The organism is Pseudomonas sp. yb_2 (assembly GCF_043103905.1).
In the GTDB taxonomy this organism is placed as follows: Bacteria; Pseudomonadota; Gammaproteobacteria; order Pseudomonadales; family Pseudomonadaceae; genus Aquipseudomonas; species Aquipseudomonas alloputida.
Map to the genome: position 1 here is coordinate 1 of NZ_JBICKH010000020.1, position 15,962 is coordinate 15,962.

Annotated in this window: 1 protein-coding gene; it reads left to right on the top strand. The window is 66.6% G+C overall.

The features are described 5' to 3' along the window. On the top strand, positions 1-15,915 hold a 15,915-nt coding region (locus ACF8FB_RS04295; protein WP_392511059.1), incomplete at its 5' end, for a BapA/Bap/LapF family large adhesin. Positions 15,916-15,962: the final 47 nt, after the last annotated feature.

The following is a 15,962-nucleotide window of genomic DNA, read 5'->3' on the forward strand; positions in this document are numbered from 1 at the left end:
CAGATCACCGCACCCGACATCACCGCCCCTGCCGCCCCAACCGAACTGGCGGTGAGCGCGGACGGCAGCGTTATCACCGGCCGTGCCGAACCGGGCAGCACCGTGCGCATCGTGGCTGCCGACGGCACCGAATTGGGCACTGCCGTGGTCGGCCCGACCGGCGTGTTCAGCCTCAACCTCAACCCGCCACAAGTTGACGGCGAAGTGCTGCAAGCCACCGCGACCGATGCCGCTGGCAACACTTCCGTTACCAGCTCGGTCACCGCGCCGGATATCGATGGCGGCGATACCACCCCGCCTGAAGCACCGACCAATCTGGTGATCGGCCTTGCCGGCAGCCAGCTCAGTGGTCGAGGCGAAGCCGGCACTACCGTGCAGGTGCGTGACGCGGCCGGCAACATCCTCGCGACCGGTACCGTCGCCGCGGATGGCACCTTCACCGTCACCCTGAATCCTGCCGTGAACGACGGCAGCACCTTGCAAGTCACCCTCACCGATGCCGCCGGCAACGTATCCCAACCGGGCTCGGTCACCTCGGCCGACTTGCTGCCGCCTGCACAACCGACTGACCTGGCCTTGGCCGATGGCGTCACTTTCACCGGTCGCGGCGAGCCCGGCGCTACCGTGCAAGTGCGCGATGCTGCCGGCAACCTAATTGGCACCGGCGTCGTCGGTGCCGACGGCCTGTTCAGCCTCACCCTGTCGCCGGCCCAGGCCAATGGTGAAGCACTCGACGTGCGTCTGGTGGATGCCGCCGGCAACAGTTCGATACCGCTGGAGTTCACAGCCCCGGATATCACACCGCCCGAGGCGGTCACCGACATCCTGGTCGGCCCAGGTGGCACGGCCCTGAGTGGTCGCGGCGAGCCGGGTGCCACTGTCGACGTGCGTGATGCCAATGGCACCGTGATCGGCACGGGTGTGGTCGGTGCCAACGGCACCTTCCTGATCGATCTCGCCCCGGCCGCTCAGCCGGGCGAACAATTGAGCCTGGTGCAGACCGACGCAAGCGGCAATGCTTCCTCGGCACTGCAATTCGAAGTCCCGCTCACCACTGCGCCCGCCAGCCCCAGCGACCTGGTATTCGCCGAAGACGGCAGCAGCATCAGCGGTACCGCACCTGCCGGCACCCGTGTGGAAGTACATGACGCCAACGGCACGCTGGTTGGCACTGTGGTGGCTGGCCCCGACGGCAGCTTCACCGTAACCCTCGACCCGCCTCAGGCCAACGGCGAACTGCTGGACGTGGTGGCCATTGATGACGGCGGTGTTTCCTCGCTGCCCACCCAAATCACCGCACCGGATATCACCGCCCCTGCCGCACCGACCGAACTGGTGATCAATGCCGACGGCAGCGTGGTCACCGGCCGTGCCGAACCGGGCAGCACCGTACGCGTGCTGGCCGCCGACGGCACCACTGTGCTGGGTAGCGTGGTAGTTGGCGCTACCGGCAGCTTCAGCATCACCCTCGACCCGCCACAGATAGACGGTGAAGTGCTGCAGGTGACGGCCACCGACGCGGCAGGCAACGCCTCCACCGCCAGTAACCTTACCGCGCCGGACATTGACGGCGGCGATACCACCCCGCCTGAAGCACCGACCAATCTGGTGATCGGCCTTGCCGGCAGCCAACTCAGTGGTCGAGGCGAAGTCGGCTCTACCGTGCAGGTACGTGACGCGGCCGGCAACATCCTCGCGACTGGCACCGTCGCTGCAGATGGCACCTTCGTCATCGCCCTGGACCCCGCCGTGAACGATGGCAGCACCTTACAAGTCACCCTCACCGACGCTGCCGGCAACGTATCCCAACCAGGCTCGGTCACCTCGGCCGACTTGCTGCCGCCCGCACAACCGACTGACCTGGCCCTAGCCGATGGTGTCACCTTCACCGGTCGTGGCGAACCCGGCGCTACCGTGCAGGTACGCGATGCCGGCGGTGCTGTCATCGGTACTGGTGTCGTCGGTGCCGACGGCCTGTTCAGCCTCACCCTGTCGCCTGCCCAGGCCAACGGCGAAGCCCTCGACGTACGCTTGGTGGATGCTGACGGCAACGCCTCTGCGCCGCTGCAATTCGATGCGCCGGACATTACCCCGCCCGGTGCGGTGAGCAACATTGCCGTCGGCGCTGACGGCCTGGCCCTGAGCGGTCGCGGCGAACCCGGCGCCACTGTTGAGGTGCGCGATGCCAGTGGCACCGTGATCGGCACGGGTGTTGTGGGAGCCAACGGCACCTTCCTGATCGACCTCGCCCCAGCCGCGCAGCCGGGCGAGCAGTTGACCCTGGTGCAGACCGACCCAAGCGGCAACGCTTCCTCGGCACTGCAATTCGAAGTCCCGGTCACCACTGCGCCTGCCAGCCCCAGCGACCTGGTATTCGCCGAAGACGGCAGCAGCATCAGCGGTACCGCACCTGCCGGCACCCGTGTGGAAGTGCATGACGCCAATGGCACGTTGATTGGCACTGTGGTGGCGGGCCCCGACGGTAGCTTCACCGTCACCCTCGACCCGGCCCAGACCAACGGCGAACTGCTGGACGTGGTGGCCATTGATGACGGCGGTGTTTCCTCGCTGCCCACCCAAATCACCGCACCGGATATCACCGCCCCTGCCGCACCGACCGAACTGGTGATCAATGCCGACGGCAGCGTGGTCACCGGCCGCGCCGAACCGGGCAGCACCGTACGCGTGCTGGCCGCCGACGGCACCACTGTGCTGGGTAGCGTGATAGTTGGCGCTACCGGCAGCTTCAGCATCACCCTCGACCCGCCACAGATAGACGGCGAGGTGCTTCAAGTCACGGCCACCGATGCGGCAGGCAACGCCTCCACCGCCAGCAACCTTACCGCGCCGGACATCGACGGCGGCGACACCACGCCACCGGAAGCCCCGACCAACCTGGTGATCAACCCCGCCGGCAGCCAGCTGACCGGTCGCGGTGAAGCCGGTACCAGCGTTCAAGTGCGCGATGGCGCAGGCACCGTAGTTGCCACAGGCACGGTCAACCCGGATGGCACCTTCGCCATCACCTTGAACCCGGCCATCACCGATGGCAGTACCCTGCAAGTGACCCTGACCGACGCTGCCGGCAATGTCTCGCAACCCGGCTCGGTCGCCACGCCAGACCTGCTGGCCCCCACGCAGCCAACCGAGCTGGCCTTGATCGATGGTGTGACCTTCACCGGCCGCGGCGAGCCCGGAGCCACCGTACAGGTCCGCGATGCCACCGGCAGCCTGATCGGCACAGGCCTGGTCAACGAAGACGGCACCTTCAGCGTCACGCTGTTCCCCGCCCAGGCCAATGGTGAAGCACTGGACATTCGCGTGGTAGACGCCGCCGGCAACAGTTCAACGCCGCTGGCGTTCACTGCACCGGACGTCACGCCGCCAGCTGCCGTCAGCAACGTCGTGGTGGGCGCCGATGGCCTGGTGCTCAGTGGCCGTGGCGAGGCCGGTGCTACCGTACAGGTACGTGATGCCAACGGCTCTGTCATAGGCACCGCCACAGTCGGCGCCAACGGAACCTTCTTGGTCGACCTCACCCCAGCCGCGCAACCGGGCGAGCAATTGAGCCTGGTGCAGACCGATGCGAGCGGCAACGCCTCTGAAGCCCTGCAATATGAAATCCCGGCAACCACGACCCCAGCCAGCCCAAGCGACCTGGTGGTGGCTGCGAACGGCGCCAGCATCACTGGTACAGCCCCGACGGGCAGCCGTGTGGAAGTACACGATGCCAACGGCACACTGGTCGGCAGTGTGGTGGTAGGTGCCGGTGGCACCTTCACCGTCATCCTCAACCCGGCCCAGGCCAACGGCGAACTGCTGGACGTGGTGGCCATCGATGGCACCGGCGCTTCGTCCCTGCCGGTGCAAATCGCTGCGCCAGACATCACCCCGCCGGTCACCCCGAGCGAGCTAGCGATCAGTGCCAACGGCAGCGAGGTCACCGGCCGCGCCGAAGTGGGCAGCACCGTGCGTGTGCTGGCCGCCGATGGCACCACCGTGCTGGGTAGTGTGGTGGTCGACGCCACTGGCAGTTTCAGCATCACCCTCGACCCGCCGCAGGTGAGTGGAGAGGTACTACAAGTCACCGCCACCGACGCCGCCGGCAACACCTCCACGGCCGGCGACATCACCGCGCCGGACATCGACGGTGGCGACACCACACCACCGGATGCCGCAACCAACTTGGTAGTTGGCCTGGCCGGCGCCCAGCTCAATGGCCGCGGCGAAGCCGGGGCCAGCGTGCAGGTGCGCGATGCCCAGGGCAATGTACTGGCCAACGGCTCGGTCAACCCGGACGGCACCTTCCAGATCACCCTTGACCCACCGGTGAAAGATGGCAGCAACCTGCAAGTGGTGCTGACCGATGCCAGCGGCAATGCTTCGGCCCCGGCGTCGGTGGTTACCCCGGACTTGCAGGCCCCGGCCCAACCGACCGGCGTGGCCTTGGCCGACGGCGTGACCCTGAGCGGCAACGGCGAACCGGGCGCTACCGTGCAGGTACGCGATGCCTTGGGCAACTTGCTCGGCACTGGCCTGGTCCCTGAAACCGGCAGTTTCAGCATCACCCTGTCGCCGGCCCAGGCCAATGGCGAAATCCTCGACATCCGTCTGATCGATGCTGCCGGCAATGTCTCTTCATCCCTGCAGTTCGAGGCTCCGGACATCACCGCGCCTGCCGTAGTCAGCAACATCGTCGTCGGCGCCGACGGCCTGACCTTGGGCGGTCGCGGCGAAGCCGGTGCTACCGTCGAGGTGCGCGATGCCAATGGCACGCTGGTCGGTACCGGCACAGTGACCGCGAACGGTACTTTCCTGATCGACCTCGACCCGGCTGCGCTGCCGGGTGAACGCCTGAGCCTGGTACAGACCGACCCGAGCGGCAACGCCTCTGAAGCGCTGACCTACGACGTGCCACTGGTGGTCACGCCGACCAGCCCGAGCGAACTGGTCGTCGCTGCCGATGGCAGCAGCATCAGCGGTTCTGCTCCTGCTGGTAGCCGCGTGGAAGTGCATGATGCCAACGGCACGCTGGTCGGTAGCATCGTGGTGGGTGCCGAGGGCACCTTCACCGTGGTGCTTATACCGGCCCAGGCCAATGGCGAGTTGCTGGACGTGGTGGCGATCGACAACAACGGCACCTCGTCGTTGCCGGTGCAGGTCGCCGCACCAGACATCACCGCGCCTGTGGCGCCAAGCGATCTGGCAATCAGTGGCGACGGTACCGTCGTCAGCGGCCGCGCCGAAGCAGGCAGCACCGTCCGTGTGCTGGCCGCCGATGGCACCACTGTACTGGGCAGTGTCGTGGTGGGGGCCAGCGGCGCCTTCAGCATCGGCCTCACCCCGCCACAAGTGGCAGGCGAGCAGTTGCAGGTGACGGCCACCGATGTCGCAGGCAACGCCTCCACGGCCGGCAGCGTCACCGCACCGATCGTGGACAACGGCGGCGACACCACACCGCCGGAACCCGCTACCGAGCTGGCCATCAGTAACGATGGCCGCACAGTCTCCGGGCGCGGCGAAGCGGGTGCCACCGTGGAGGTGCGCAACGATCAGGGGCAAGTGCTGGTGAGCGGCACCGTTCAGCCCGATGGCAGCTTCAATGTGCAACTGCCGACTCCGGTGGTGGATGGCTCGTCCCTGCAAGTGACCCTGACCGACGCCGCCGGCAACGTCTCTACACCTAGCCCGCTGACGGCGCCCGACCAGGTAGCACCGCTGCAACCAACCGACCTGGTGCTGAGCAATGGCGACAGCCTGGCCGGTACTGCAGAAGGGGGCGCACGAGTAGAGGTCAAAGATGCCTCGGGCAACCTGATCGGCAGCGCCATTGCCGAGCCGGATGGCAGTTTCAGCCTGACCCTCGACCCGCCACAGGCCAATGGCGAGACCCTGTCCATCACCGTGACCGATGCGGCAGGCAACACTTCGGTGCCGCTGAGCTACGTGGCCCCGGACATCACCGCGCCAGCGATCGTCGCCGACGTGGTGGCAAGCGATGGCAGCCTGGCCGTGTCTGGCCGTGGCGAGCCCGGTGCCACAGTGGAAGTGCGTGATGCCCAGGGCGCAGTCATCGGTACTGGCACCGTGGCGCCAAATGGCACCTTCGTGATTGACCTGGAGGCACCGCTGGCCGCAGGTGAGAACCTCGTGCTGGTGCAGACCGATGCCGCCGGCAATACCTCGGCAGGGGTCAGCGTGACCGTTGCCGATACACCGCTGCCCGAAAGCCCGAGCGGCGTGGTGGTGGCCGGTGACGGCTCCAGTGTTTCCGGTACCGCACCGGCAGATACCCAGGTGGAAGTGCGTGACGCGCAGGGCAATGTCCTGGGCAGCGCCCAGGCCGGTCCGGATGGCAGCTTCACCGTCGGCCTGACCCCGGCCCAGGCCAACGGCGAGACCCTGGATGTCGTGGCGGTTGACGGCGCTGGCAACAGTTCGCTGCCTACCCAGATCACCGCCCCCGATATCACCCCGCCCAATGAAGCCAGCGAACTGCAACTGAGTGCCGATGGCAGCCTGCTCACCGGTCGCGGCGAACCGGGCACCACCGTGCAGGTCATCAGCGCCGACGGGACTGTGCTGGGCAACGCCCAGGTCGGTGCCGACGGTGTGATCAGCGTGGTCCTGAACCCAGCGCAGACCGACGGCCAGGAATTGGACGTGGTCCTGCGCGACCCCGCTGGCAACACCTCGACCGCCAACATCGTCGCGCCCGATACCGACGGCCCGCTGCAACCCTCCGGGCTGGCCATCGATACCGCTGGCATCCACCTTACCGGCCAGGGTCAAAGCGGCTCCATCGTCACCGTGCGTGACGCCGACGGCAATGTGCTGGGCACTGCAACCGTGGGCGGCGACGGCCGTTTCGACGTCACCCTCAACGCGCCACAGCGCAATGGCGAAAGCCTGACCGTCGAAGCGACCGACAACCTGGGCAATAGCGCAGGGCCGGTGGACTTCACCGCCCCCGACTCTACCCCGCCGCAAGTGGTCACCAACCCGGCCATCGACGGCATCGGTACCACGATCACCGGCAACGGCGAACCGGGCGCCACTGTGACCGTGCGCGGGCCGGATGGCAGCGTGCTGGGCAGCACGGTGGTCGGCGCGGGTGGCGCTTTCGAAATTACCCTCGACGAGCCGCAAACCAACGGCCAGGCACTGACCGTGGAGCAACGCGACGCGGCCGGCAACCTGTCGGCGGCGGTCGATTTGTCGGCACCGGATACCCAGGCACCCGATAGCCCCACCGGGCTGGTCCTGGCTGGCGACGGCAGCAGCCTGAGTGGCAGCGGTGAGCCGGGTGCGCAGGTGACCGTGACCGGCACTGGCGGCACAGTACTGGGCACCGCAACGGTCCAGCCCGATGGCACCTTCCAGGTGGCAATCGACCCGCCACAGCTCAATGGCCAGACGCTGTCTGTCACTCAGGCGGACAATAGCGGCAACGGCTCGCCCGCTGGCACTGTGATCGCACCTGACTTCGAGGCACCGCTGCCGGCGCAAGGGCTGGGCCTTGATCCTACCGGCACACTGCTCAGCGGGCAGGGCGAGGCAGGCAGCACCGTAGAGGTACGTAATGCCGCAGGCAACCTGCTAGGCACCATCCCGGTGAATGCAGACGGTACGTTCGAAGTGGCACTCTCCCCGGCCCAGACCAACGGCGAAGTGCTGTCGGTGGTGCTGATCGATGGCGGCGGCAATGCCTCGCCGTCGGCCACGTTCACCGCTGACGACAGCACCGCGCCAGCTGCGCCTGCCGGCCTCACGATCACCCCGGGCGGCAGTGCCATCCAGGGTAGCGGTGAAGCTGGCTCCACGGTGGAAGTGAAGCTTGCCGACGGCACGTTGGTAGGCACCGTCGTCGTGCCCGCAGGCGGCAGCTTCACGGTCCCACTATCGCCCGCCCAGTTGGACGGCCAGGCTCTGAATGTGACGCTGACCGATGCGGCCGGCAACATTTCGCAGCCCAGCCAGATCTTTGCACCTGACATCACGCCACCGGCACTGCCCACCGACGTTGCAGTCAGCAGCGATGGCACGGCTGTGACCGGTAATGCACCTGGCGCCAGTTCGGTGACCGTGAGCGATGGGGCCGGCAATGTGATCACCGTTGCGGTCAACCCGGATGGCAGTTTCAGCGTGCCGCTGGATACACCGCAGAACAACGGCCAGACCGTAACCGTGGTAGTGACCGACGCAGCCGGCAACGACTCCGCGCCGGTCTCTGTCACCGCTCCGGACACGACCAACCCTGAATCGGCGACGGGGCTTACCGTAAGCCCGGACGGCAGCACGGTCGGCGGCACGGCCGAGCCGGGCAGCACAGTGGAAGTCCGCAACCCGGATGACACCGTGCGCGGCACTGTAACTGCTGGGCCGGACGGCACCTTCGTGATACCGGTCGCCCCACCGCTGGCATCAGGCGAAACCGTCGATGTGGTGGTGATCGACCCTGCCGGCAACGAGTCGCCTGAAATACCACTGACTGGCCCGACCGGTACCGAAGTGGCCACGCCTTCGGCCCTTGCCATCAGCGTCGACGGTTTCCTGCTGACTGGCCAAGGTACGGTCGGCTCGCTGATTACCGTGACCTCCGGTGGCACCACGCTGGGTAGCGCCACGGTCGGCAGCGACGGCACCTTCCGTGTGTTCTTCCAGAACGCCCAGCTCAACGCCCAGATCTTGCAGGTCAGTGCCAAGGCTACCGTCGATGGCCAGCCTTCGGTGCCGGCCATTATCGTGGCCAATGACACCACGGCACCGGACGCGCCGACACAGGTAAACCTCAACGCCACCGGTAGTACGCTGACCGGCCAAGGCGAGGTGGGTGCAACCGTGCGCGTGACAGACCTACAAGGCACCTTGCTGGGGACTGCAACCGTCGACAGCAATGGCCTGTTCAGTGTCAGCTTCTCGCCGGCCGTGGCCAATGGGCAAAACCTGATCGTCACCCAGGCTGATGCTGCAGGCAATGTTTCGCTCGCGGCCACCCTGCAAGCGCCCGACCTGCAGGCACCGCTGGCAGCCAGCAACCTCAGCCTCAACAGCGCAGCCACCGTGCTCAGCGGCCAGGGCGAAGCCGGTGCCAGCGTCACCGTGCGCGACGCCAGCGGCGCCATCCTGGCCACCGGCACCGTCAACCAGAGCGGCCAGTTCCAGATCACCCTGCCCAGCGCGCAGGTCACCGGTAGCCCGCTACAGGTCACCCTCAGTGATGCCGCGGGCAATGTGTCCGGCCCGGCCAGCCTGGCCACGCCAGACCACACGCCGCCAGCGGCCATCAGTAACCCGGTGCTGAGCCAGGACGGCCGGCAGCTTTCCGGCAGCGGTGAAGCGGGCGCCACGGTACAGGTACGCAACGCCGCCGGTGCCTTGCTCGGCACCGCCACGGTGGGCGCCGACGGTCGCTTCACGGTGACCTTCGACACGCCGCAAGCCAACGGCCAGGTCATCGGCGTGACGCAAATGGATGCCGCCAGCAATACCTCGCCGGCGATCAACGTGACAACCCCGGACCTGACCCCACCCGCACCGCTGACCAACGTGGTGCTGAACAACAACGGCCTGACCCTGACCGGCCTGGGCGAAGCCGGTGCCACGGTCACCGTTCACGGCCCGGACGGGACCATCATCGGCACCGGCCTGGTGGCAGCCAATGGCAGCTTTACCCTCACCCTGAACAGCGCCCAGCTCAACGCCCAGCTCCTGAGCGTTACGCAGACCGACGCGGGCAACAACACCTCCACCGCCGTGGCGGTCACCGCGCCGGACTTCACCCCGCCTACGGCACCGACAGCACTCGCGCTGTCCGGTACCGGGCTGCAACTGACCGGTAACGCCGAAGCCGGCAGCACCGTGACCGTGCGCGATGCCAGCGGCAACGTGCTGGGCACAGCGGTAGCCGGTGGCAACGGCACCTTCCAGGTCACCTTGAACAGTGCCCAGACCAATGGCCAGATACTGCAGGTGACCGCCACCGACGCAGCCGGCAACGTGTCGCCGGCCGCACCTTACACCGCAGCGGACACCACGCCGCCGGCCGCCGTGGCCAACCTGGCTGTCTCCGCCAATGGCGCCACCCTGACAGGCGATGGCGAAGCAGGCGCAACCGTGACCGTACGAGCACCGGACGGTACCGTGCTGGGCAACGCTACAGTGGCCGCCGACGGTCACTTCAGCGTGTCCCTGTCACCGGCAGCGATCACGGGTGAAAGCCTGAGCGTGGTCCAGGCCGATGCCGCACAGAATGTCTCCCCTGCGCAAAACGTGACGGCGCCGGGCGCGCTGGCACCGGCCACGCCGGACAACCTGATACTGGCCGCCGACGGCCTGTCGGTGAGCGGCACCGCCGAGGCGGGCAGCACAATCAAGGTGTACGGCCCCAACGGCGTATTGCTGGGCAGCAGCCCGGTCACCAACGACGGCACGTTCACTGTCAATCTCGGCAGTGCACAGGCCAATGGCGAAGTGTTGCAGGTCAGCGCAACGGGCCCCGATGGCACCGTATCGCTGCCCGCTACCCTACAGGCACCGGACACCACGGCACCGCAACCACTGACCAACCTGGTGTTGTCCAACGACGGCCTGGTACTCAGTGGCCGCGGTGAAGCAGGTGCCACCGTTACCGTGCTTGGCGAAGGCGGTATCGAACTGGGCACTGCCGTGGTCGATGCCAATGGCGACTTCAACGTCGACCTGAGCGTCGCTCAAATCAACGGCGAACAGCTCAGCGCCAGCCAGTCCGATGTGGCCGGCAACGAGTCCAACAGCGTCAGCCTCACAGCCCCTGACCGCGTCGCGCCGGATGCTGCCGGCAACCTGGCCTTCGCCGGGGGTGGCAGCTTGCTGAACGGTACCGGCGAAGCAGGTGCCGCCGTGCGTGTGCTCGCCGCCGATGGTTCGGTGCTGGGCAGTGCCACTGTGCGCGCCGACGGCACCTTCCAGGTCAACCTCGTATCGCCTCAGGCCAACGGCCAACAGGTGCAAGTGGTGCTGGCCGATGCGGCAGGCAACCAGTCTGCCGCCAGCGCTATCACCGCACCCGATACCACACCGCCATCGGCACCCGGCGAACTGGCCGTTTCCGGTGATGGTGTCACCCTCACCGGCCGCGGCGAAGTGGGCGCACGGGTTACCGTGACCAACCCGGCAGGCGAGGAAATCGGCAGCGCCACCGTCGATGCCAGTGGCCACTTCACCATCACGCTGAGCCCGGCACTGGGCAACGCCGAGCTGCTCAGCTTCACCCAGGCCGATGCGGCCGGCAACGTGTCGGCAGTGGCTACCCTGCAAACCCCGGACTTCACCCCGCCCGACCCACTCACCCAAGTGGTGATCAACGCCGACGGCAGCGTGGTCAGCGGCCTGGGCGAGGCCGGCGCCACGGTAATCGTCAGTAACGCGGCCGGTACCGTACTGGGCACGGGTATCGTACTGGCTGATGGCAGCTTCAGCGTCGAACTGTCACCCGCACAAATCAACAACCAGACACTGTCGGTACTGCAGGCCGATCCACCCGGCAACGTCAGCCTGCCGGTCAACGTGCAAGCGCCGGATCTCACGCCGCCAGCGGCAGCAACCGAGCTGCGGCTCAATGCGGCAGGTGACGAGCTGGGCGGTGTCGGCGAAGTGGGCGCCACCGTGCGCGTGTACGTCGGTACCACGCAGATCGGTACCGGCACAGTAGGCGCCAACGGGACCTTCATCGTCGAGCTGGATGCAGCACAGCTCGATGGCCAGGTGCTGCAGGTCACCCTGACCGATGCAACCGGCAACATCTCGCCAATCAGTTCGGTCACGGCCGTGGACACCACACCACCGGCCACCGTGGTCGCCACCATCAACGACAGCGGTACCCAGGTGATCGGTACTGCCGAAGCCGGCACCCGCGTCACGGTGGTCAACAACAATGGCGACCTGCTGGGCCAGGTAACGGTGGAGCCGGATGGCACCTTCGTCCTTGACCTGAACCTCCCGCAAATCAACGGCGAAACGCTGACCATCATCGCCCAGGACGCCACTGGCAACCCGTCGGTACCGCTGGCAGTGACTGCGCCAGACCTGACGCCACCGGTGCAGCCGACCGACCTGCTGCTCAACGCAGCCGGGACGTCGATGACGGGTACGGCCGAAGCCGGCAGCACCATCACGGTGCGCGGCCCGGACAACAACATCGTGGGCACGGTGGAAGTGGGTGAGAACGGCCAGTTCACTGTGCCGATCAGCCCGGCACAGAACAACGGCCAGTTGCTGACGGTGGTGTCCACCGATGATGCCGGCAACGCTTCGGTGGCTGTCCCTTACCAGACCAACGACACCTCGCCACCCGACCTGGTGACCAACCTGGCGATCAACAACACCTTCAACGTGCTGACTGGCAAGGGCGAAGCCAATGCCACGGTCACCGTCAGCTTCGACGGAGACGTGATCGGTACCGGCGTGGTGGATGGCGCTGGCAACTTCCAAATAACACTGGTGCCAGCGGTGGGCTCGCTCGCCACTCTGGAAGTGACACAGTCCGACGGCATCAATACGTCTGCGGTCGCGACCTACCTCACACCGTTGATCGCACCACCCGTGCCGCCAACCGACGTGACCTTGGGCAGCGACGGCCTGACCCTGACAGGCAGTGCACCCAGCGGTGTGGGCATTCGCGTATACGACGCTGCAGGCAACCTGATCGGTACAGGGGTCGCAAGCCTGAACGGCTCCTTCACCCTGACGCTGGACGCAGCCCAGCTCAATGGCGAACACATTTCGGTGACAGCGGTGGCGCTGATAGGCGGCGAATCGCAGCCGACCTTCCTGCAAGCGGCCGACATCACGCCACCGACCAACCCGGTGGTGACCAGCCTGTCTGTCAATGGCCTGGTGCTGACCGGCACGGGTGAAGCCGGTGCCACGGTGACAGTGCGTGATGCCGGCAACAACGTGCTCGGCACGGCGGTGGTGAATGGCGGTGGCGTGTTCACCGTCAACCTGAACGCCGCGCAGCTCAACGGCCAGGTACTGGGCGTGAGCCAGGCTGACACTGCAGGCAATGTGTCCGGCAGCACAAGCTACACCGCCGCAGACCTGCAGCCACCTGCAGCGCCCACCAACGTCGCCATCAACGGCACCGGTACCGTGCTTACCGGTAGCGGTGAGGCGGGCGCTACCATTACCGTCCAAGGCCCGAACGGCCAGGTGGGTACCGGTGTGGTACAAGCCAACGGCACCTTCAGCATTACCTTGACCTCGCCACAGAACGACGGGCAACTGCTGGTGGTACGCCAGGCCGATGCTGCCGGCAACCTGTCCGCCAGCACCAGCCTGACCGCGCCGGACACCACCCCGCCAGCCGCCCCGCTGGCCACCATCAACGCCAACGGCACCTCGGTCAGTGGTTCTGGCCAGGTCGGCAGCACGGTCACCGTGCGCAACAGCGCCGGTACCGTACTGGGTACCGCAACGGTGGGCAGCAACGGCCTGTTCGTGGTCAGCCTGACTGCGGCGCAGATCGACAACCAGGCGCTCAGCGTCACCCTCACCGACAGCGCCGGTAATGTGTCCACAGGCACTGCGCTGACCGCACCGGACCTGACCCCGCCTGCGGCTGCCGGCAACCTGCTGTTCAGTGCCGACGGCAGTACCCTCACCGGTACTGGGGAAGTGGGTGCCACCGTCACCGTACGCAGCGCCGGCGGTACCGTGCTGCAGACCGCGACGGTGCAGGCGGACGGCACCTTCACCGTGACCCTGAGCCCGCCTCAGGACAACGGCCAGATCCTTTCGGTGATCCTCAGCGACCCGCGCGGCAACGTGTCGGGCAACGTCAACGTCACTGCACCGGATGTGGATGCCAACGCGCCGGTCATCGCCAGCGACAACCTGGCCACGGCCACGGTCAACCTGGCAGCGGTCAGCGCCACGAAGACCTACACCGACAGCTTCACCACGCTGCTGTCTGGCTTCTCCAAGACCTACACCTGGACGGTCGCAGCAGGCACCACGGCCGACCCTACCCTCACACTGACCACCAACAGCGTGCTGGCACTGCTCAACAACACCAGCTTCACCCTGCAGGTGAAAGACGCCAGCGGCGCCTGGGTGACCATCGCCACCGGCAACACTCAGGGCCTGCTCGACCTGATCGTGCTGCCAATCGGCTTGCAGGTGGACATCGGCGTGCTGCAAGCCGGTGATTACCGACTGACCGTGGGCAGTGGCGGCATCGGCCTGATCACCGAAGTGAGCACCACGCTGGACATCGTCTCCACCAGCCTGACCCAATTCACCGGCACCGGCATTGCCACCTCTGGCAACGTCATTACCGACGTGGGTACCGATGGCGCAGTGGATGCCCGTGGCCCGGACAGCGCCGCCGTGCTGCAAGTGCTCAAAGACGGCAGCTACGTCTCGGCCGGGACCGCCACGACGGTTCAGGGCCAGTACGGCACCCTGGTGATCCGTGCGGACGGCAGCTACACCTACACGCCGAACGGCAGCCCGAACAGTGTCGGCAAGGTGGACGTGTTCAGCTACCAACTGGTGCACCCTAACGGCCTGTCCGATGCCGCCAACCTGTACGTGCGCATCGACAGCCCGCAAGCCACGGAGGTCTGGAGCGACACCAACTACGGTGCACCGGCCACGGTGGTCGACGCAGTCAACGACGTTGGTACCAGCCAGGTCACCCTGGACAACCGCGTGGACTCCAGCAGCAGTACGCTGGGCTCGCTGAACCTGCCAGTGATCGGTACCCGCCAGGCCACCTACACCACCACGGTTGCCGCCAATACCACGGCCGACCTGCAGGTGGTGGTCAACTCCACCAACCTGTTGAGCCTGCTCAACGGCACCACCATCGAGCTGCTCAAGCTCAACCCGGCCACCGGCCAGTACGTGCTGGTGCAGTCGGTGCCGGGTGGTTCGCTGGTCAGCATACTGGGCGGCGGCGCCGGGTATACCTTCGAGAACCAGGGCGCCGGTACCTACCACGTACGTGTCACCGCCGGCGGCATCGGCTTGCTCAGCTCCATCACCACCAGCCTGAACACCACTACAACGTACCTGACCGAGTTCGTGGTCAGTGGCGCGACAGCCGCCACCGGCAACCTGCTGGCTGACGACAATGTCGGTTCGGCCTTGACCGTGCTGAGCGTGCTGACAGCGGCCAACACCTACACCATCCCGGGCTACAACGGGGTAAGCGTGGCCGGCACATACGGCACGTTGCTGGTGCATGCCGACGGCAGCTACACCTACACCCTGAACGCAGGGCTCACCTCGGCGGTGGTGGGCCAGCACGACACCTTCACCTACGAGCTAAGCCACCCGAACGGCACGACCGACACCGCAACCCTCACCATCAACGTGGACAGCGCCGCCGGCCTCACCTCCACCACATCGCTGCTGGCCGATACTGGCGACGAGTCCGCGGCACTCGCCAGCCTGGCAGCGGCCACCGATGTGATCGCCGGCACTGACGGCAACGACCACCTCGATGGCAGCCAGGGTGGCCACATCACCCTGCAGGGTGGTGCGGGTGACGACACGCTGGTGGTGGTCGACCAGAACTTTGCCAGCGTCGACGGTGGCTCGGGAACCGACACCCTGCTGTGGGGCGGCGGTGATGCCAGCATTGACCTGGGCAACCTGGCCGGGCGCGTACACGACATCGAAATCCTCGACCTCAACGACACCAGTTCGGTGGCGCTCACCCTCAACCTGGCAGATGTGGTGGCCATCACCGAAACCGCTACCGACACACTGATCATCAAGGGGGACGACAAAGACTCGGTTCACATGACGGACAACTGGACGCTGGTCGGGAACCAAACTGCCGACGGCATCGACTATAACCAGTACACGGCCCAGGAGGATCCAAGCCATCACCTGTGGGTACAGAACGGTATCCATGTGGTTTGAGGCCGCTGTAAACCCGTCGGGTGAATACCCGGCGGCATGGACGACCA